Source organism: Cobetia sp. SIMBA_158 (genome assembly GCF_046566945.1).
Lineage (GTDB): Bacteria > Pseudomonadota > Gammaproteobacteria > Pseudomonadales > Halomonadaceae > Cobetia > Cobetia amphilecti.
This window is the reverse complement of record NZ_JAWJYL010000002.1, coordinates 71,980-91,367: the sequence shown is the minus strand read 5'-3', so window position 1 is coordinate 91,367 and position 19,388 is coordinate 71,980. Positions and strand designations below refer to the sequence as shown.

At 62.6% G+C, this 19,388-nt stretch carries 15 protein-coding genes; 12 read left to right on the top strand and 3 right to left on the bottom strand.

Annotation, left to right across the window (positions count from 1 at the left end; genetic code table 11):
• Positions 1 to 62: 62 nt before the first annotated feature.
• Both R2R70_RS04380 and R2R70_RS04375 read right to left on the bottom strand, forming a co-directional pair.
• Positions 63 to 794 (bottom strand): aspartate/glutamate racemase family protein, encoded by a 732-nt coding sequence (locus R2R70_RS04380; RefSeq protein ID WP_410977367.1) that lies wholly within the window; start codon positions 792 to 794, stop codon positions 63 to 65.
• Positions 795 to 880: 86 nt separating this feature from the next.
• Positions 881 to 2,374: a Na+/H+ antiporter NhaC family protein gene (locus R2R70_RS04375; protein WP_410977366.1), complete on the bottom strand. Its 1,494-nt coding sequence runs from the start codon at positions 2,372 to 2,374 to the stop codon at positions 881 to 883.
• Positions 2,375 to 2,579: 205 nt separating this feature from the next.
• Between R2R70_RS04375 and R2R70_RS04370 the strand changes: the two genes are divergently transcribed.
• The 5 genes from R2R70_RS04370 to R2R70_RS04350 all read left to right on the top strand — a co-directional run bounded on the left by R2R70_RS04370 (position 2,580) and on the right by R2R70_RS04350 (position 9,827).
• Positions 2,580 to 3,410, top strand: a complete 831-nt coding sequence (locus R2R70_RS04370) for a helix-turn-helix domain-containing protein (protein WP_410977365.1) — start codon at positions 2,580 to 2,582, stop codon at positions 3,408 to 3,410.
• Positions 3,411 to 3,542: 132 nt separating this feature from the next.
• Positions 3,543 to 5,132, top strand: a complete 1,590-nt coding sequence (locus R2R70_RS04365) for a peptide chain release factor 3 (protein WP_410977364.1) — start codon at positions 3,543 to 3,545, stop codon at positions 5,130 to 5,132.
• 387 nt (positions 5,133 to 5,519) lie between these two features.
• Entirely contained in the window at positions 5,520 to 6,002 is a 483-nt protein-coding gene (mscL, locus tag R2R70_RS04360) for a large conductance mechanosensitive channel protein MscL (protein ID WP_054557004.1), read from the top strand.
• A 139-nt stretch (positions 6,003 to 6,141) separates the two neighbouring features.
• Positions 6,142 to 6,909: a TatD family hydrolase gene (locus R2R70_RS04355; protein ID WP_131432184.1), complete on the top strand. Its 768-nt coding sequence runs from the start codon at positions 6,142 to 6,144 to the stop codon at positions 6,907 to 6,909.
• A gap of 74 nt (positions 6,910 to 6,983) precedes the next feature.
• Positions 6,984 to 9,827 (top strand): EAL domain-containing protein, encoded by a 2,844-nt coding sequence (locus tag R2R70_RS04350; RefSeq protein ID WP_410977363.1) that lies wholly within the window; start codon positions 6,984 to 6,986, stop codon positions 9,825 to 9,827.
• A gap of 159 nt (positions 9,828 to 9,986) precedes the next feature.
• On the opposite strand, the gene R2R70_RS04345 is transcribed toward R2R70_RS04350, so the two are convergent.
• Complete coding sequence (locus tag R2R70_RS04345; protein WP_410977362.1) at positions 9,987 to 11,123, bottom strand: YgfZ/GcvT domain-containing protein; 1,137 nt, start codon at positions 11,121 to 11,123, stop codon at positions 9,987 to 9,989.
• Between the two features lie 284 nt (positions 11,124 to 11,407).
• Between R2R70_RS04345 and R2R70_RS04340 the strand changes: the two genes are divergently transcribed.
• From R2R70_RS04340 to livG, 7 genes are all read left to right on the top strand, one after another.
• Entirely contained in the window at positions 11,408 to 11,599 is a 192-nt protein-coding gene (locus R2R70_RS04340) for a hypothetical protein (RefSeq protein WP_054557000.1), read from the top strand.
• A gap of 87 nt (positions 11,600 to 11,686) precedes the next feature.
• Positions 11,687 to 12,121: an OsmC family protein gene (locus R2R70_RS04335; RefSeq protein WP_054556999.1), complete on the top strand. Its 435-nt coding sequence runs from the start codon at positions 11,687 to 11,689 to the stop codon at positions 12,119 to 12,121.
• Positions 12,122 to 12,187: 66 nt separating this feature from the next.
• Positions 12,188 to 14,215, top strand: coding sequence for an excinuclease ABC subunit UvrB (gene uvrB / locus R2R70_RS04330; protein WP_192838931.1), 2,028 nt, complete (start codon positions 12,188 to 12,190; stop codon positions 14,213 to 14,215).
• A gap of 652 nt (positions 14,216 to 14,867) precedes the next feature.
• Complete coding sequence (locus tag R2R70_RS04325) at positions 14,868 to 15,968, top strand: branched-chain amino acid ABC transporter substrate-binding protein (RefSeq protein WP_410977565.1); 1,101 nt, start codon at positions 14,868 to 14,870, stop codon at positions 15,966 to 15,968.
• Positions 15,969 to 16,261: 293 nt separating this feature from the next.
• Positions 16,262 to 17,182 carry a high-affinity branched-chain amino acid ABC transporter permease LivH gene (gene livH / locus R2R70_RS04320; RefSeq protein WP_043336883.1) on the top strand — a complete coding sequence of 307 codons (921 nt, stop codon included), beginning with the start codon at positions 16,262 to 16,264 and terminating at the stop codon, positions 17,180 to 17,182.
• Positions 17,182 to 18,507 carry a high-affinity branched-chain amino acid ABC transporter permease LivM gene (gene livM, locus R2R70_RS04315; protein ID WP_410977361.1) on the top strand — a complete coding sequence of 442 codons (1,326 nt, stop codon included), beginning with the start codon at positions 17,182 to 17,184 and terminating at the stop codon, positions 18,505 to 18,507. The genes livH and livM overlap by 1 nt, the downstream gene beginning before the upstream one ends.
• Positions 18,508 to 18,619: 112 nt before the next feature.
• A complete protein-coding gene (livG, locus tag R2R70_RS04310) occupies positions 18,620 to 19,375 on the top strand; it encodes a high-affinity branched-chain amino acid ABC transporter ATP-binding protein LivG (RefSeq protein ID WP_082388869.1) in 756 nt (251 codons plus the stop codon).
• The last annotated feature ends 13 nt before the right edge of the window (positions 19,376 to 19,388 follow it).

Here is a 19,388-nt window from a genome sequence, read left to right as displayed (position 1 = left end):
CTGTTGCCAGGGCTGGGTCAAGGAGGGGGAGGTCAGGCGGGGTCAGGCGGCGCCAAGCGGGGTCAGACGCCGCAGGACTTGCGGGCGAGTTCCTCCGCGACCAGCTCCGTGACATCGATCAGTGTCTTGGCGGGGGCTGCGTCGTTGTCTGACAAGCTGACGGGAATCAGTGGCAGCTCGGTACAGGCCAGCAGCACGGTGTCTGCCGACAGGCTCTCCAGCAGCGCATGAAAGCGCTGGACCACGCTCGGGTCATCGCCGCCATGCGCCTTCACGTCATAGATGATCTGATGCAGCAGGTGTGGGTCGGCGGGCACCTCGACTTCAACTACCTCCGCCAGTGCCCGATAGGGTGACCATTCCCCCATGTCCGTCACGGACTTCGCGCCCAGCAGCGCCACCTTGCTCAAGCCGTCGCGCCGCCCCCTGTCGATGACGACATCGCTGAACGACACCAGCCGGGCATTCAGCGCCAGAGCCTCCAGCTGGGGCTGATAGTAGTTCAGCGTATTGCAGGCGATGGCGTAGTAGTCGACATGCTCGGCGAGCTTGTGGGCGCTGTCGGCCAGCGCCTCCCACACCTGTTGGTCATGAGTCTCGAGCTCCATGGACAGCCCGAGCGCCGGCTGGGAGATCAGGTGGACATGCGGGGCATCCAGATCTCCCCGATAGCCAGGCCCGATACGGGCCTTGTTGGCGATCAGCAGCTTGTTCCAGAGATCCAGTCCGGCATCCGGGCCGGAGCCGGTGAGGATGCCGATCACGTTGCGTTGGCGCAGCTCAGTATCTTGCATGGCGGTGTCCGTCGTCATGTTGCGGGGCAGGCAGTGAAGGTTCAGTCGAGGGCAGCTCAGTCAAGAGCAGCTCAATCAGGGGCAGATCAGTTGGCTGAACTTACTGAACTTGAGACTGAACTTGGGGCTGACGCTGACAGTGAGGAGCGCACAGCGGGCGTGTCGCCGGTGGCTTCGTCCTGGACGCTCGCCTGGCCTGCCGGGCTGAAACGACGGCCCCAGCCGGTGGCGATGGAGACACTCATCACGGCCAGCAGGACCCAGACGTAGAGCACCCAGGGCGTCAGATCGAGCGGCATCAGGGCCGGCACGCCGGGGAAGGTTTCGGCGGCTTTCACGGACAGCCCGGAGGCGAACAGCAGCGCGGCGGACCAGGGCAGCGAATAGACCAGGGTGCAGGACATGCTGTCGATGATGTTGGCGCGTCGGTAAGGGCTCAGGCCGAAGCGTTCACCGACCGGTTTGGCGTAGGACAGGCCGACCGCGAGGATCGCAGGGGCATTGATGCTCATCAGCGAAGACATCAGCAGCGAGAGCCCGGCGGAGGAGGCTTCCGCGCCACGCGGTGTGCGCACGACGCCCTTGAGCGCATTGATGAGCTTCTCACTGCCACCGCCATCGAGCATCAGGCGAATGCCCGCCGACAGCAGGATCACCAGAATCGACAGGTCTGCCATCCAGCCGGCCACGCCATTGATCAGCGCGCCATTCTCGACCGACACGAAACCGCTCAGCGTATTGAGGCCGGTGAGCATCGCCACCAGCATGCCGGACAGAATTCCCACGGTGGTGGCGAAGATCACATCGCCTTTCTTCATGGCCACGTAGATGGCGGCCAGGGCGGGCAGCAACATCACCAGGCCCTTGGGGTCCATGTGCTCGGCCAGCTGTTCATGCGCGATGACCAGCGGCGTCGTTTGCTGCGTCAGACTGATCAGCACCATCACCACGAGCGTGATGCTGCCGGCCACCAGCGTGAAGGGCAGTCGGGAGCGAACCACGCCACCGATATCAGCGCCCTGACTCGCCGCCGAGGAGATGGTGGTGTCGGAGATGGGCGCCAGGTTGTCGCCGAAGGCACCGCCGCCCACGATGGCCCCTGCCAGCAGCAGCGGGTCGGCGCCCAGCATGACGCCCGCGGGATAGAGCACGCCCATGCCCGCGGCGATGGTGCCGAAGCCGGTGCCTGCCGCGGTGGCGAACAGGGCGCAGGCGAGGAAGGTCACGACGAGGAAGGCCGTGCCGGTGGCGCCGGTGTGATAGGCCGCCCACAGGATGCCGTCCACCAGTCCCGAGGAGCGCAGTACCGTGGCGAAGATGCCGGCAAAGATCCACGCCGCCACCGGGGCGATGGCCACCTTGCTGGCCATGCCCTTCATGATGGTGTCGCTGTAGACGGACTTGTCACGGGCAAACAGGAAGGTGACCAGCAGGCCGGCGAGAATGCCGACCCACATGCCCTGGATGGTCGGCTCCTCCAGGCTGGTGGCCACATGGATGGCCGTGGTGATGAAGCACAGGATGGGCAGGAACGAGACCCAGGGCCCGCCGTGGAACGTGAGTTTGGATGCAGGAGTCATGCGATAGCCTCTTTTATGGTTATTACTATCTGCGTGTGAGGGACTTCTGCATTGCATCATTCACTCGTCAGGCACGGAATTTGACGACCTGACTCAAGGTGGCGCACTCAGACGCACTATCTGATACAGACTGCGCCTGACGCACTCTGGGTCATGGCGGGGGAGCGGCGTAGACTGAGGCTCTATCCCGGCGCGAGACAGACCCATGAACGAAGACCTGGCCCTCAATCTGCGACTGCTGTGCAGCTACTACCGATCCATCGCCGAGGTGAGTCGGCGGCTCGAGATCAGTCGGCCGCAGTTCAATCGATATCTGAGCGGTCAGTACCGGCCCGCCGCGCATACGCTGCGGCGGATCTGCGAGTTCTTCGGGGTGGAGGAGCACGAGATCCTGCTGCCCAATCGTCAGTTCCAGCGTCTGGTGCAGGTGCGCCCCAAGCCGCGCGAGAGTCACGCCACGCGTGTGGAGAGCGAGCCGCTGGCGCAGCTGAGACGCTCGGGCGCCTCCGAGCTGAGCCGCTATGTGGGCCACTACTATGAGTATTATCTGTCGATGTCGTCGCCGGGGCGGATACTGCGGGGGCTGGTGTCCATCATCCAGCGTGAGGATGGCGTCTATTACCAGCGTCTTGAGCGCCTGGTCGAGCGCGAGTCGTCCGGTATCGGCGTGTCACACTGCAAGTATCAGGGGATGGCGTTCTATCTGAGCGATCGCATCTTCATGACCGACTACGAGTCGATGACCGGCAATGAGATCACCCAGACCATTCTCTACCCGACCTTCACCAGCCGTGTGTCGCGCCTCAAGGGGCTGCGGATCGGGGTATCGGCAAGTGGTGACCGCACGCCGGCCAGCACTCGCGTGCTGCTCGAATATCTCGGGCGTGATATCCGGGTTCGCTGCGCACTGAAGCAATGCGGGCTCTATCCCCTGGACAGCGACGAGATCGAGGATGCCATCCGCCACGAGATCCTCAATGATCAGGCGCCGGTGGGCGAGGGGCCCTGGCATTTTCGCGCGCGCAAGGATGACTGAAGGGCGCTGATCGCGCTCGCCTCTGTTGCCGCGCCGCGCCAGCCGCTACAATGCGCGCCATTCGTCTTGTTCTGCTATTCACCCAACAGTGCGCGCGGCGTGCCTCACGTCGGGCCGGATGCCTTTCAGCTCATGTCAGATTCCCAGATTGCCAAGGCGGCGGATGTGCGCCGTACATTCGCCATCATCTCTCACCCGGATGCCGGTAAGACCACCATCACCGAGAAGCTGCTGCTGTTCGGGAATGCCATCCAGATGGCCGGCTCGGTCAAGAGCAAGCGGGCCGATCGCCACGCAACCTCTGACTGGATGAAGATGGAGCAGGAGCGTGGCATCTCCGTGACCACCTCCGTGATGCAGTTCCCCTACAAGGACCGCATGGTCAACCTGCTGGATACCCCCGGGCACGAGGACTTCTCCGAAGATACCTACCGGACGCTGACCGCCGTCGACTCGGCGCTGATGGTCATCGATGGTGCCAAGGGTGTCGAGGACCGCACCATCAAGCTGATGGAAGTCTGCCGCCTGCGCACCACGCCGATCCTGACCTTCGTCAACAAGATGGACCGCGAGACGCGTGACCCCATCGAGGTGATGGACGAAGTCGAGACGGTGCTCAACATCCAGTGTGCGCCGATGACCTGGCCGATCGGTGTCGGCAAGGGTTTCAAGGGCGTCTATCACCTGCTCAATGACGAGATCCATCTCTACAAGCAGGGCCAGGGCAACCGCATTCCCGATGACGTGCGCATCAAGGGCCTCGATAGCTCCGAAGCCATCGAAGTGCTGGGCGAAGACCTGATCGAAGAGTTGAGCATGGAAGTCGAGCTGGTGCGCGGCGCCTCCCACGAGTTCGATCTCGAGGCCTATCGTCGCGGTGAGCTGACGCCGGTCTACTTCGGTACTGCCATGGGCAACTTCGGCGTGCGCGAGATGCTCGACGGCTTCGTCGAATATGCCCCGCCGCCCCAGCCGCGCGATACCGATACCCGCGAAGTCACCGCCCACGATGAGCGCTTCACCGGCTTCGTGTTCAAGATCCAGGCCAACATGGACCCGAAACACCGTGACCGTGTCGCCTTCCTGCGTGTCTGCTCCGGCAAGTACGAGAAGAACATGAAGATGCGCCACGTGCGCATCAACAAGGACGTCAAGATTCCTGACGCCCTGACCTTCATGGCGGCGGACCGCTCCCACGTGGAAGAGGCCTGGCCGGGCGATATCATCGGCCTGCACAACCACGGCACCATCCAGATCGGTGATACCTTCACCATCGGCGAGGACATGCGCTTCACCGGCATTCCGCACTTCGCGCCGGAACTATTCAAGCGCGTGCGCCTGAAGGACCCGCTGAAGATGAAGGCGCTGCAGAAGGGCCTGCAGCAGCTCTCCGAAGAGGGCGCGACCCAGGTCTTCCAGCCGTTCGACAACAACGACCTGATCGTCGGTGCCGTCGGTACGCTGCAGTTTGACGTGGTCGCTCACCGCCTGAAGGAAGAGTACAAGGTCGAGTGCATCTATGAGGCGATCAATGTGCAGACCGCACGCTGGATCTACTGCGATGACACCAAGATGCTGGAAGACTTCAAGCGCAAGGCCAGTGCCAACCTGGCCTACGACGGCGGTGGCTGGCTGACCTACATCGCGCCGACCCGCGTCAACCTGCAGCTGACCCAGGAACGCTGGCCGGACATTACCTTCCGCGCGACTCGTGAGCACTGAGACAGTTGCCATAACGGCGTTGCCGCGACGGAGTTGCTGCAGCGGCGATGTAGTAATGGCGCTGCGATAGCGAGTCTGTCGATCACGCCATGAAGAACGCCACCCCTCGGGGTGGCGTTTTTTTATGCCCGGATAAAGGTGGCGTTTTTTGTGTCCAGACATGCGTGTAACCCTACGTTTACACAGCCAACCCATGGCGTGGCATCAGCACGGCATAATGTTTGGGTCATGTTGTCTTGCTGGCATCCGTGTGATGAAGCTTGCTGGGGCGAAGGTCGGTAGGGCGCAGACAATGACAACAACAATGGCGTGGGATGTGTCTCAGTGCGGGCCATGCATGATGCGTGGCAATCCACCGGATGGTTAGCGAGTGACAGGAGATGACAGATGTCCGGATTCATGCAGGAATTTCGTGATTTTGCCGTCAAGGGAAGCGTCGTCGACATGGCGGTCGGCATCATCATCGGCGGGGCATTCACACTGATCGTCAAGAGTCTGGTCGGTGACATGCTCAACCCGCTGATCGGGCTGCTGATCGGCGGAGTCGATTTCGCCAACTTCTTTGTCGTCCTCAAGGAAGGCGCTCAGGCCGCGCCCTATGCCAGTCTCGAGGCCGCCAAGGAAGCGGGAGCCGTCACGCTGAACTATGGCTTGTTCATCAATGCCATCATCAGCTTCGCCCTGGTTGCGCTGGCGGTGTTCGTGTTGATCCGACAGATCAACAAGCTCAAGAAGGAAGCCGAGGAAGCGCCGGAAGAGGTCACCGACAAGGATTGCCCGTATTGCCTTTCCAAGGTGCCGCTGGCGGCGACCCGTTGTGGTCATTGCACCTCCGAGCTGGCGCCGGCAGCGCCGGTGGAGGCGGCCTAGGCCATCTGCGTCAGTCACGGTGACTGACAAGCAATATCGATACTCGTCCTCAAGGGACCGGCCACCAGGCCGGTCCCTTCGTTTGTCTGTCACACGCAGATATAGCACGATGGCTGTACGACCATCCCCGGGAGATTCCATGCTGATCGACAGCCATTGCCATCTGGATTTCGCTGACTTCACGCCGGATCGTGAGGCGGTCATCGCGCGTGCCGAGCAGGAAGATGTCTCGGCCTTCGTGGTGCCCGCCACCACGGTGGCAAGCTTCCCGGCAGTGCTGGCGCTGGTGGATTCACCGGCGCGTATCTTCGGCGCCCTGGGACTGCATCCCTATTTTCTGTCCGAGCATGGCGATGACGCGCTGGCGGCGCTTCATCAGGCCCTCGATCAGCATGCTGGCCAGGTCGTCGCGTTGGGCGAATGTGGCTTCGATGCGCGACTGGCCGATCATGATGCCCAATGGCAGCTGTTCGAGGTCCAGCTGAGCATGGCACGCGAATTCTCCCTGCCTGTCATCGTGCACTGCGTGCGCGCCAATGACGAAGTCGCCAAGCGTATCAAGCAGGCACGACTCACCCGTGGCGGCATCATCCACGCCTTCGCGGGCAGTCAGGTGCAGGCGGAGCGCTTTCTCGAGCTTGGCTTCGTGCTGGGGCTGGGCGGTAGCGTGACCTACCCGCGTGCCAACAAGCTGCGCGGAGTGGTGGCGTCACTGCCCGACGATGGCTTCGTGCTGGAAACCGATAGCCCCGACATGCCGCTGTGCGGGTTTCAGGGTCAGCGCAATGAACCATCGCGAGTGGCGAAGGTCGCGGACGTGGTGGCGGAACTCCGCGCGAGCAGTCGCCACGATATCGCGTTATCCACCACGACGAATGTGCAGCGTATTCTTCAACTGAACGTCTGATCTAGACTGACCTCATAGGCCAGGCGACAGCCTGCCGACCCGGTTCAGGAGGTCGCCTCATCATCGGTAAATCAATGTCAGATTCTTCAGCATCGCGTTCCTCCTCTCGTGTGCCGGCACACGAGTCTTCTGCTGTCTTCGCGCACGCCTCTCTGCCTGCTGGCCCCCGCTATCGGATGTACCTGCTGCCGCTGCTGTTGCTGGCGGCATTGCTGGCCACCGCCTGGTTGACGGCCAGCCAGATTTCGCAATCCCGCGAGGCGGATCGTGAGTCCGACAGGCAACGGCTGGCCTTGTGGGTCCAGAGTGAACAGCGCCTGCTCGCGGGACAGTTGCAGGAGAATGGCTACTGGGAAGAAGCCGTGACCAGGTTTCTGCGCGAGCCCGAGCTCGACACGACCTGGCTCGAGTACATGTATGGCCCCGAGTTCGCCATCAATACCGGCATACATCTGATCTCTGCCGTGCGTGGCGATGGGCAGGTGGCCGCCTGGGTGCAGCACAACGCCGGGTCGCCGGGGGCCGACTGGTTGGGCAAGCAGCCGGTGAGCTGGCGACGTGCGCTCGCCCCCGTCATGCAGGCTGCCCGCCAGTCACCGACACAACCTCAGCTGGCCTGGTTGATCGTCGACAACCAGCCATGGCTGATCGGCATGCAGGGGCTCTACGAGGATGAGGAGGCCTTGCCAGCGCAGGATGAGCAGGGGCTGTTGATTCTGGGCATGCCGCTCACGACAGACCTGCTGGATGAGCAGGCGGCCGTGCTGGGCTTGAAGGGTCTGCAGGTCGTCAGCAACGCCATGCCACAGCCCATCGCGACGCAGCAGGTCTGCGTGGCCTTGCCCGCTTCTGGTCGTGCCGATCGCTACAACCATGCAAAGACCTGCTGGCAGGATGAAAATCGCGTCGCTCAGTTGCTGCAGGAGATGGGCACTCCGCTGGCGGTACTGCTGTTGATCATTGTGCTGGCGGGCATGGGCACCATCGGCATGCTGGTGCGCGACAGTCGGCGCCGCAGGGCGAGTCGGGCCTATGGCGCCTACCTCGAGCATCAATACCAGCGCCACAGCATTCTCAACCAGCAATTCCTGAGCGTCCCCTATGAAACCCACACGCCGCAGAATGCGCGTGCCTCTCTCACCCGCTACCTGCAGCGCGTGCGCGAGATGCTGGGGGCAGAGATCATCATCTATCGGCGTGAGGTGGGAAATCCCAACGCCGGCTACCTGATTCTGCAGAGTCATGATGAGCGTGAGTGGTTGAGTGAAGCATCGTTGCGGCGTGATCCTCTCTGGCGCCTGCCGGTGGGGCGCGTGTGCGTGTCAGCCGGTGATCGCTCGCGACGCGATGGCGATGGGAGCGTCGATAAAAGTGTCGATGAGCAGGAAGATCGCGCGCTGCTGCTGTGTCAGCGACTGGGCGCCAGCCAGCTGATGGGCTATTCGGTCTCGCCGCATCCCGGACGCAGCGAATTGCTGCTGGTGGCCAGTCGCGGCCATCGACTCAACGCCACCGAGATGATGCCGTTGCTGGACATGACCCTCGATACGCTGGTGGTACGAGGGCTGGAGCAGGAACGCGTGCTGCTCCAGCACCAGTTGCTCGAGGAGCGTGAGACGGATCTCGATACCGGTCTGCTCAGTCGTGAAGGCATGCTGCGCCTGATCAAGGTGCGGATTGACCAGCTGGGCGAGGTCGCGCCGATGGAGGGCTTCGTGCTGATGGCGCTTAGGATCGGCGGCTTGCAGGTGCTCTACGATCATGCCGGCGCCGAACCGGGCAATCACCAGCTGGAGCAGGTCCAGAAGCGTATTGCTCCCTTGCTGGGCAATTCCGGCGATGTGGCGCGCCTCGAGACCGACAGGCTGCTGATCATGGTCCAGCGCCGGCTGCTGGAAGCGACGCGTGGCGGTATCAGCGGCTGGCTGGACAACCTGCTGAATGCCGTACGCGACAAGGTCACGCTCAATGATGAGGTGATCTATCTGCAGCCGAGCCTGGGCATCACGCGCTATCCCGAGGATGGCCATCAGGTGGATGCGCTGGTCTATCGCGCCGAACGTGCCCTGCACGATACCCAGCAGTGCCAACGCGAGTGGCATTTCTTCGATGAGGAGGCGGAACGTGAGTTGCGTCGCCTCAAGCAGCTGGAGGCCGAGTTCACCGTCGCGCTGCGCGAGAATCAGCTCAGGATCTTCGTGCAGCCGATCGTCGACGGGCGTACTGGCCGCTTGCAGCTGTCGGAGGCGTTGATTCGCTGGCAGCACCCGGAACATGGCTTGATGGGCTCGGCGGATTTCATGGCCATCGTCGAGTCCGCACGCCTGGATGTCGCGCTGGGGCGCTGGGTGCTCAAGGAAAGCATCGCGACCCTGATGCGCGTCCACGAAAGCGGTCATGAGCTGCATCTGAGCGTCAACGTGACCGTACGCCACATGATGGACAAGCGCTTCCTGTCAGACCTGGAAATGTTGTTCCGGCATCCGGAGCTGTGTGAGCGCCTGACGCTTGAACTGGTCGAGAGCCAGCTGCCGGATGACATCCAGGCCCTGGCCGTGCTGTTCCAGACCATCCGGGCTCACGGCGTGGCGTTGGCACTGGATGATTTCGGCACGGGCTACTCCTCGCTGTCGCAGCTGCAGCGACTGCCGTTCGACAAGCTCAAGATCGATCGGCAGTTCGTGACGGCGCTGGGCTCCAGCAAGGGGCAGGCCATGATCGAAGCGATGCTGGGGCTGGCGGAGGCCTTCCATCTTGCGGTGGTGGCCGAAGGCATCGAGACGCCAGAGCAGCGAGCCGAATTGCTCGCGCATGGCTGCTCGCTGCATCAGGGCTATCTCTATGCACGACCGATGCCGGTGCAGGAGCTGATCGAGCACCTGATCGCAGGGGATGGCTGGCTGCCGGAAGGACTGTAAGGGCTGTAAGGGCTGTAAGGGCTGGGAGCCCCGTCAGGCGCCTGAAATCAGCAATCCGTGACAGACAAAAGCCCCGCACCTTGGCACGTGCGGGGCTTTCCTGTGGCGGCTTTCAAGCGATCAGTCCCTCAGGGCGATCAGCCTTTCAAGCCGTACCCTTCAGCCCTTGAGCTGCTCCGGGTCGCGACGCTCGACGGCATAGGGCAGCGCGCTGCGCTCAAGCCGGGTGCCATCTTCCAATGCCAATGCGATCTCTTCATCGCGCAGGCTGATCACGGCCAGCAGCTCCAGGCGTCCCTGCCCATCATGGGCTGCCTGCAGCACTTCGCCGAGGGACTTGCCGTCGGGGCTTGTGACCTTGCTGCCCACCGCAGGCAAGTCGGCCGGCTGCGCCGTCGTCAGGCGTTGCAGGCGCTTCTTGACCTGACCGCGGAAGTGGGCGCGTGCCACGACTTCCTGACCGGTGTAGCAGCCCTTCTTGAAGCTGATCGCGGCGAGGGCTTCCAGATTGAGCATCTGCGGCAGCCAGCTGTCAGTCTGAGCGGAAGTGACCCACTGCAGCCCGGCGCGGATATCTTCCAGGCACCAGCGGGTGTCATCGCTGGCGGCCACATCACGTGCGAAAAGCGCCGTCGCGAGGTCTGCCAGGGCGGCATGCGGGCCGACCAGTATCGCGCGCGGGGTATTGCCTGACGGCTGGCGCGCCAGCGCGCAGGTCTGCGGTTCTTCGTCCTCGTTCGACTGCAGGGGCGAGGGGAGAACCGAGCGCATGGCCAGGTCATGCTCGGCCAGCGCAGGTGCCGTCAGGGTATCGGCAAGGGCTGCCAGAGTCTGCTCGCCGAGCAGGCCGAGCACGCTCAGCTCACTCGACACCTCCAGCGTCACCTTGTAGAAGGGCGCGAACTTGGCCAGATGGGCACGCAGCGGTTCGGCGGTGCCAGCCGGCATCACCAGCCACAGGCGCTCTTCGCTGACGCGCAGCAGCTGAGCCATGGCCAGAATGCGTCCCTTCGGGGTGCAGAAGGTCGTCAGCGGCGCCAGCTCGCCATCGACCAGACTCAGCTGCTGTGAGGTCTGTCCCTGCAGAAAGCGTTCGCCATCCTTGCCGCAGACCTCGAGTACCTCGAAATTGCCCAGTGGAGTCAGCACATTCTCGGCCAAGGCACGGTCGGCTACGCCAGCGTGAGGCATGTCAGCGAGTGGCATGGAGGCGTCGGCTGGCTCACTCAGCGTCAGGCGGCCGTCCTCGCCGAGCTGGTAGCCGTGGTCTTGCATCAGGGTCTTCAAGGGATTCATCTACCACCATCCTGTTGCGAAGGAGTGAACTGCCGGTGGCGCACTGGCAACCATGCGGCATGTCGGATGCCCGCATTGTCACGCGCCAGCTGGCGGCTGTCAGCCCCTTGTGCCCCAAGTGGCAGTAAAAGAACGGGCAAATCAGTGTTCCCGTCCTGCCAGGCGTTTCTCGGGCCTTGCTCGCGACGAGTCTGATGCGCGCTGACTGTCAGGCAACCGTGCTATTCTTGACGGCTGCAATGCGCCGCGGCGCCCCTTTTTTACTGCATGACAGGAATGACACGATGGCCAGCTTTTCTCTTACTCTGATCGGCGTCGAGAGCGTCAAGGACGTCAACAAGGTCACCACGGCGCTGATGATGATGGATGGCGTCAAGGAAGCCGAGGTCGGGCGTGGCTTTGCCGAAGTCGACGGTCAGGTGCGTTATGACGCGCTGGTCAAGACGGTCGAGAAGGCCGGTTACAAGGTCAAGTGACCGCAGTGCGGTGACGCTGGACAGGCGGGAAACAGGCAACGTCTCACGAGCGGGATCACGGACAGATCAGCGACAGGGAGGTGACGAATGAGCATCGAGGTAATCAGCCGTCGGTCAGGCAGCTTCGTGCAACGGGTACAGGTCGCAAGCTTTGATGAGTTGCTGGTCGATGTGCCGGCGGTGGTCGGTGGCGACGAGAGCGCCCCGGATCCGCATGACTATTTCGACCTGTCGCTGGGGGCCTGCAAGTCGATCACCGTGCAGATGTACGCTCGGCGCAAGGGCTTGCCGCTGGCGGGGATCATCACCACGGTGGACCGGGACGACAGCGACGAGCGCCGTGGCAGCAACAGCGAATATCGCCTCACGGTCAGCATGCAGTTCCTGGCCGAGGAGGGTCATGAGCTGGACGCCGAGACCCGCGCGCGCCTGATCGAGATCTCCGAGCGTTGCCCCATCCATCGCCTGATGACCAGCACCCGGGTCTCGGTGACCAGTCGAGAAGCGCCCGCGAGCGAATGATGCCGCCGGGCAATCATCTGCCTGTCGTCAGTTGAAGACCCGACTGACTGCCACCATTGAGAGCGCATGAGCAAACCATTTCGCATCGATTCCAAGTTTCAGCCGGCCGGTGACCAACCGGCCGCCATCGAGAAGCTGATCACCGGCCTGGACGCGGGCCTGGCGCATCAGACCCTTCTGGGCGTGACCGGCTCCGGCAAGACCTTCACGGTGGCCAACATCGTGGAGCGCCTGCAGCGTCCGGCCATCGTCATGGCCCCCAACAAGACATTGGCGGCGCAGCTGTACGGCGAGTTCAAGTCGTTCTTCCCCGACAACGCCGTCGAATATTTCGTCTCCTATTACGATTACTACCAGCCCGAAGCCTACGTCGCCTCCTCGGACACCTTCATCGAGAAGGATGCCTCGATCAACGACCACATCGAGCAGATGCGTCTGTCGGCGACCAAGGCGCTGCTGGAACGCCGCGATGCGATCATCGTGGTCTCCGTCTCGGCCATCTACGGCCTGGGTGACCCGGACCAATACCTGAAAATGCGCCTGCACTTCAATCGTGGCGAGCAGATCGATCAGCGCGGCTTCCTCAGGCGACTGGCGGAGCTGCAGTACACCCGCAACGACATGGATTTCCGGCGCGGTACCTATCGCGTGCGTGGCGATGTGATCGACATCTTCCCGGCCGACTCCGAAGAGCAGGCGGTGCGTGTCGAGCTGTTCGATGACGAGATCGATTCCATCCGGCTGTTCGATCCGCTGACCGGTGAAGTGGCCGAGTCGGTGCCGCGCATGACCATCTATCCCAAGAGCCACTACGTGACGCCGCGCGAGACCATCGTCGCTGCGGTCGATCACATCAAGGAAGAACTGGTCGAGCGCCTCGATTATCTGCGCAAGCACGACAAGCTGGTCGAGGCCCAGCGCCTGGAGCAGCGCACTCTCTATGACATCGAGATGATGATGGAGCTGGGCTACTGCAACGGCATCGAGAACTACTCGCGCTATCTGTCGGGGCGTGATCCCGGCAATGCGCCGCCGACCTTCTTCGACTACCTGCCCAAGGACGCGTTGGTCTTCATCGACGAGTCCCACGTCAGCGTGCCGCAGGTCGGCGGCATGTATCGCGGTGACCGCTCGCGCAAGGAAACGCTGGTGGAGTACGGCTTCCGTCTGCCGTCGGCCCTCGACAACCGCCCGATGAAATTCGAGGAGTGGGAGAGCATTCTGCCGCAGACGGTATTCGTCTCGGCGACGCCTGGCCCCTACGAGGAAGAGCATGCTGGCCAGGTGGTGGAGCAGGTGGTACGTCCCACCGGGCTGCTCGACCCGGTCATCGAGGTGCGTTCGGCCTCGACCCAGGTGGATGACGTCCTCTCGGAGATTCGCGCGCGCACCAAGGTCGGCGAGCGCGTGCTGATCACCACGCTGACCAAGCGCATGTCGGAAGACCTGACCGAGTATCTGGGCGAGCACGACGTGCGGGTGCGCTATCTGCACTCCGATATCGATACCGTCGAGCGCGTCGAGATCATTCGTGACCTGCGTCTGGGCAAGTTCGATGTGCTGGTCGGCATCAACCTGCTGCGTGAGGGTCTCGATATTCCGGAGGTCTCGCTGGTGGCGATCCTGGATGCCGACAAGGAGGGCTTCCTGCGTTCGGAACGCTCCCTGATCCAGACTATCGGTCGCGCGGCGCGTAACGCCAACGGCAAGGCCATTCTGTACGGGGACCGCATCACCGATTCCATGCAGCGGGCCATTGCCGAGACCGAACGCCGTCGCGAGAAGCAGATGGCCTTCAATGACGAGCACGGCATCACGCCGCGCACCATCACCAAGTCGGTGGCGGATATCATGGAAGGTGCCCAGGCGCCGGGCCGCAAGAGCAGCCGTCGCAAGGGCAGCGAGCGTCAGGTGGCGGAAGAGACGCCGGACTACGCCGCGCTGGCGGCCGAAGGCCCTCAGGCGCTCGAGAAGGAGATCAGCCGTCTCGAAGATGCCATGTTTGCCGCGGCCAAGAACCTTGAGTTTGAGGAAGCCGGTCGACTTCGCGACCAGATCAACGATGTCCGCAATCGCCTGATCGCGCTGGGCTGACGCTACTCTCCATTCCCCGGCATTCGCGTTGCTAAAGGCATGACCCTGCGCGCCCGACGATGTCACCCATCGTCGGGCGCGTGGCATTCAGGGCTGGCGGGTATCTGATGGGGGAGTGCCATCGGCAAGTTATCCCGTTATCTTAACTGTTGCCTTGCAGATCATCACATTGCAGCTCAGTGCATGGCTCAGGAGCAACCGGTTGCTCGGGGAGGGCGGCAGGATTGCTTCTCTTACAACCTTGGGCGTAGCCGGGCAGGGGGCTGCGGCGCGTCCTGATGGTGCAAGAGGAGAGGGAAATCCTGTTATCCGCGTGTTGGCATGTGCCAATGACTGGCTTTGATCGGGATTTCCGAGGATTGTCTGGCCATATTGGAAAGCGTGGTGCTTTTCGCTATTGGCAGGCTGCCGAGCCGCATTCATGAGCGCCCAAACGGTCACTTTACATGCGTATTCGCTGCTGCCAATAATGCTTTCAAGGCATTCCTGACGTGTCGACCCCCTGCCTGCAGGCTGGCAGCGGCGCACAAGGTCAGCGAATGACAGACACTGCCGCCAGCCTTTTTCGGTCAGCCCAGCGCTGCCACCAGGCGTCAGTCAGGTCTGCCCGGCCGTAGTACAACAATAATCGGGAACAGGAATTCTCATCATGATGCGCAGGTCTCTTCTCGCTCTCGGTATCGCCGCGGCGATGTCCACCCAGGCTCAGGCCGATATCACCATCGCCATGGCAGGCCCGGTCACGGGGCCGGTCGCCCAGTACGGTGACATGCAGTTCATCGGTGCCGAGATGGCCATCGAGCGGATCAATGCCGCCGGTGGCGTCGACGGCGAGATGCTCAAGGGCGTCAAATACGACGACGCCTGTGATCCCAAGCAGGCGGTGGCGGTGGCCAACCAGATCGTCAATGACGGTGTCCAGTACGTGATCGGCCACCTGTGCTCCAGCGCGACCCAGCCGGCTTCGGACATCTACGCCGAGGAAGGCGTGATGATGATCACGGCGGCGTCCACCAGCCCGACCATCACCGAGCAGGGCTATGAGCTGGTCTTCCGCACCATCGGTCTGGATTCCCTGCAGGGGCCGGTCGCCGGGCGCTATATCGCCGAGACGATCAAGCCCACGCACATGGCCGTGATCCACGACAAGCAGCAGTACGGGGAAGGCATCGCCACCGGCGTGCGCGACACCGTCGAGGAAGCAGGCATCGATGTGGTGTTGTTCGAGGGCATCACGGCGGGCGACAAGGATTTCTCGGCGCTGATCTCCAAGCTCAAGAAGGAGAACGTCGACTTCGTCTACTACGGCGGCTATCACCCGGAGCTGGGCCTCTTGCTGCGTCAGTCGCGTGAGCTGGGCTTCGATGCCCCCTTCATGGGCCCGGAAGGGGTCGGCAACCCGGACATTTCCAAGATCGCCGGTCAGGCCTCCGAAGGGCTTTACGTGACGCTGCCGCCGGCCTTCGAGACCGACCCGAAGAACGCCGATCTGGTCGCGGCCTTCAAGGACAAGGATCAGGACCCCTCCGGCCCGTTCGTCATGCCGGCCTACACCGCGGTGGAGCTGATCGCCGATGGCATCAAGGGCGCCAACTCCACCGACCCGTATGACGTTGCCGAATATCTGCGCGCCAACAGCTTCGACACGCCCATCGGCAAGGTCGAATACGACGAGAAGGGCGATCTGAAGGACTTCAACTTCGTCGTCTACAACTGGCACGCCGACGGAACCAAGAGCGAAGCGGCACATTGATCATCGGCTGGCCTCTGCTCGTCTGAGCCCAGCCTTCGCCACGGCCATGTGACATCTCATTCGGTACCTCATTTGAGCGATCATTTGAGACCTTGTTCGAGACCTCATGTGGCCGTGGTGGATCAACCCCGAGACGCTTCCCGTCATGCCACCTGGCATGGCGGGCTTCTCCGTTCGGTCGAGTCCACGGTGATGCAATATCGCCGTGCCTTCCCGTTGTCGCCGCGCATGCGGCATTTCCCTGACGGTCACCGGCCACAAGCCGAAGACAGTCGCGGCCAAGGGTCGTTTCAATGGAAGACATCCTCTACTTCCTGCAACAGGTCATCAATGGCCTGACCATCGGCAGTACCTATGCCTTGATCGCCATCGGCTACACGATGGTCTACGGCATCATCGGCATGATCAATTTCGCCCACGGCGAGATCTACATGATCGGCACCTACGTGACCTTCATCGTCATCGCGGCGCTGGGCATGCTGGGCATCGCCAACCCCTTCTTTCTGATGGCGGCCGCCTTGCTGGTGGCGGTACTGGTGTCCTGCGCCTACGGCTTTGCCGTGGAGCGGGTGGCCTATCGCCCGGTACGTGGCTCCAAGCGTCTGATCGCACTGATTTCGGCGATCGGCATGTCGATTTTCCTGCAGAACTACATGCGTCTGGCCCAGGGCTCGCGTGACATGGCGATCTCCAGCCTGATCCCGGGCGGTTGGGAGTTCGGGCTGGAAAGCTTCGCGGTCAATCTCTCCTACATGCAGGTGATCATCTTCAGCGTCACCCTGGTGTGCATGCTGCTGCTGTCGTCCTTCATCTCGCGCTCCCGCCTGGGACGTGCCTGTCGTGCCTGCTCACAGGATGCCGGCATGGCGCGTCTGCTGGGCATCAATACCGACATGATCATCTCGATGACCTTCGTGATCGGGGCGGCGCTTGCCGCCGTGGCGGGCCTGCTGCTCGGCATGTATTACGGCGTGGTCAATCCCTACATCGGATTCCTCGCCGGCCTCAAGGCGTTCACGGCGGCGGTGCTGGGCGGTATCGGCAGCATCCCCGGCGCGATGCTGGGCGGGCTGCTGTTGGGAGTCGCGGAGGCACTGACCGGCGGTTACCTGTCCACGGAATACAAGGATGTGGTGGCCTTCGGACTGCTGATCCTGATTCTGCTGTTCCGTCCCTCCGGGATTCTCGGCAAGCCCGAAGTGGAGAAGATCTGATGCCCAAGCTTGCGAAACAGACTCTGAAGAAGGCGGGCACCTCGCCTGCCGAGACGTTGCCGCCCCAGCCTGCCTATCGGCGCCCCTGGTGGTCGGCGCTCGCGGCCGCCGTGCTGACCCTCGTGCTGGGCGGCTCGGTGCTGGGGGTACAGCTCGAATCCACCGGCATCACCACCACGGTGCGCTTGATGGGCATGGATACCTGGGGCTGGTTGCTGGCTGCGGCGCTGGCCGTCTTCCTGCATCAGCTGGTACGCCCGCAGATCGAGGAGTGGCGGGCGCGTACCCGCAAACCTTCGCATTTCAGCGTCCCTGATGTGATGAGCGGTCAGAAGCGTCAACTGTGGATCATGCTGGCCATCGGTGCACTGCTGATCTTCCCGTTTCTCTCCAACCGCTCGGCGGTGGATCTCGCCACCCTGACGCTGATCTACATCATGCTGGGCCTGGGGCTCAACGTGGTAGTGGGGCTCGCCGGACTGCTGGATCTCGGCTACGTGGGCTTCTACGCCGTCGGGGCCTATACCTATGCGCTGCTCAACAGCTATCTGGGCTTCAGCTTCTGGGAGGCATTGCCCATCGCCGGGTTGATGACGGCGCTGTTCGGCTATCTGCTCGGCTTCCCGGTACTGCGATTGCGCGGGGATTACTTGGCCATCGTGACGCTGGGCTTCGGCGAGATCATCCGCATCCTGCTCAACAATTGGACCGAGTTGACCGGCGGCCCGAATGGCATCGCGCGCATTCCCAAGCCGACCTTGTTCAACCTCGAGTTCTCGCGGCGGGCCGACGAGGGCAATATCGCCTTCCATGAGTACTTCGGCATCGACTACGACCCGGCCCTCAAGGTGATCTACCTGTATCTGCTGGCCTTGATCCTGGTGCTGATCACGCTGTTCGTGATCTACCGCTTGCTGCGCATGCCCATCGGGCGCGCGTGGGAGGCACTGCGCGAGGATGATATCGCCTGTCGCTCGCTGGGCATGAACCCCACCGGCATCAAGCTCTCGGCCTTCACGATCGGTGCGAGCTTCGCGGGCTTCGCCGGCGCCTTCTTCGCCGCGCGTCAGGGCTTCATCAGCCCCGAGTCCTTCACCTTCATCGAGTCGGCGATCATTCTGGCCATCGTGGTGCTGGGCGGAATGGGCTCGCAGCTGGGCGTGATTCTGGCGGCGATCGCCATGACGCTGTTGCCGGAGCTGGCACGCGAATTCAATGAATATCGCATGCTGCTGTTCGGGCTGATGATGGTGTTGATGATGGTCTGGCGTCCTCAGGGACTGGTGCCGCTCAAACGACCGCAGATGGAGCTCGACCGTGGCTGACACACATTACAAACAGGTCCATGACAAGCAGGCCCGCGACAGGCAAGACCTCGACAATCCGACACCGGTCGCCTCCTCGCGTCGTCAGGCGCGCGCCGAGGGCGGAGCGCCATTGCTGGATGTGCGCGATCTCACCATGCAGTTCGGTGGCCTCAAGGCCGTGGACGGCGTGACGTTGCAGGTGCATCCGGGCGAGGTGGTGTCGGTCATCGGGCCGAACGGTGCGGGCAAGACCACCGTCTTCAACTGCATCTCCGGCTTCTATCAGCCCACCGGTGGCGAGGTGTATTTCCAGAACCGCGCCATGCATCGTCTGCCGGGCTATCGCATCGCCCAGGCCGGCATGGTGCGCACCTTCCAGAACGTGCGGCTGTTCAAGGAGATGACCGTCATCGAGAATCTGCTGGTGGCGCAGCACATGCACGCCGAACGCAATCTTCTCAAGGGACTGTTCAAGACGCCGGGCTATCGACGCAGTGAAAAGGCGCTGATGCAGCATGCTGGCGACTGGCTGGAGCGAGTCGGTCTGCTCGAATTCGCCAACCGCGAGGCCGGCAATCTGGCCTATGGCCAGCAGCGCCGACTCGAGATCGCGCGCTGCATGGTCGCCAGGCCGCGGCTGCTGATGCTGGATGAGCCGGCGGCGGGCCTCAATCCCAACGAGACACGTGATCTGGATGATCTGATCGTCAGCCTGACCCGCGATGAGGGCATCTCGGTGCTGTTGATCGAGCATGACATGAGTCTGGTGATGGGCATCTCGGACCACATCTACGTGGTCAATCAGGGCCAGCCGCTGGCGGATGGCAGTCCGGAGGACATACGGCGCAACGATGCCGTGATCAAGGCCTATCTGGGGGAAGAGTGATCATGAGTGAGCA

Excerpts from the sequence above, each read along its gene's own strand:
- livM (WP_410977361.1), top strand. The coding sequence starts at position 17,182 with ATGCCCAAGCTTGCGAAACAGACTCTGAAGAAGGCGGGCACCTCGCCT.
- R2R70_RS04355 (WP_131432184.1), top strand. The coding sequence starts at position 6,142 with ATGCTGATCGACAGCCATTGCCATCTGGATTTCGCTGACTTCACGCCG.
- R2R70_RS04380 (WP_410977367.1), bottom strand. The coding sequence starts at position 794 with ATGCAAGATACTGAGCTGCGCCAACGCAACGTGATCGGCATCCTCACC.
- R2R70_RS04370 (WP_410977365.1), top strand. The coding sequence starts at position 2,580 with ATGAACGAAGACCTGGCCCTCAATCTGCGACTGCTGTGCAGCTACTAC.
- R2R70_RS04365 (WP_410977364.1), top strand. The coding sequence starts at position 3,543 with ATGTCAGATTCCCAGATTGCCAAGGCGGCGGATGTGCGCCGTACATTC.
- uvrB (WP_192838931.1), top strand. The coding sequence starts at position 12,188 with ATGAGCAAACCATTTCGCATCGATTCCAAGTTTCAGCCGGCCGGTGAC.
- R2R70_RS04335 (WP_054556999.1), top strand. The coding sequence starts at position 11,687 with ATGAGCATCGAGGTAATCAGCCGTCGGTCAGGCAGCTTCGTGCAACGG.
- mscL (WP_054557004.1), top strand. The coding sequence starts at position 5,520 with ATGTCCGGATTCATGCAGGAATTTCGTGATTTTGCCGTCAAGGGAAGC.
- R2R70_RS04375 (WP_410977366.1), bottom strand. The coding sequence starts at position 2,374 with ATGACTCCTGCATCCAAACTCACGTTCCACGGCGGGCCCTGGGTCTCG.
- R2R70_RS04345 (WP_410977362.1), bottom strand. The coding sequence starts at position 11,123 with ATGAATCCCTTGAAGACCCTGATGCAAGACCACGGCTACCAGCTCGGC.
- R2R70_RS04340 (WP_054557000.1), top strand. The coding sequence starts at position 11,408 with ATGGCCAGCTTTTCTCTTACTCTGATCGGCGTCGAGAGCGTCAAGGAC.
- R2R70_RS04325 (WP_410977565.1), top strand. The coding sequence starts at position 14,868 with ATGCGCAGGTCTCTTCTCGCTCTCGGTATCGCCGCGGCGATGTCCACC.
- livH (WP_043336883.1), top strand. The coding sequence starts at position 16,262 with ATGGAAGACATCCTCTACTTCCTGCAACAGGTCATCAATGGCCTGACC.
- R2R70_RS04350 (WP_410977363.1), top strand. The coding sequence starts at position 6,984 with ATGTCAGATTCTTCAGCATCGCGTTCCTCCTCTCGTGTGCCGGCACAC.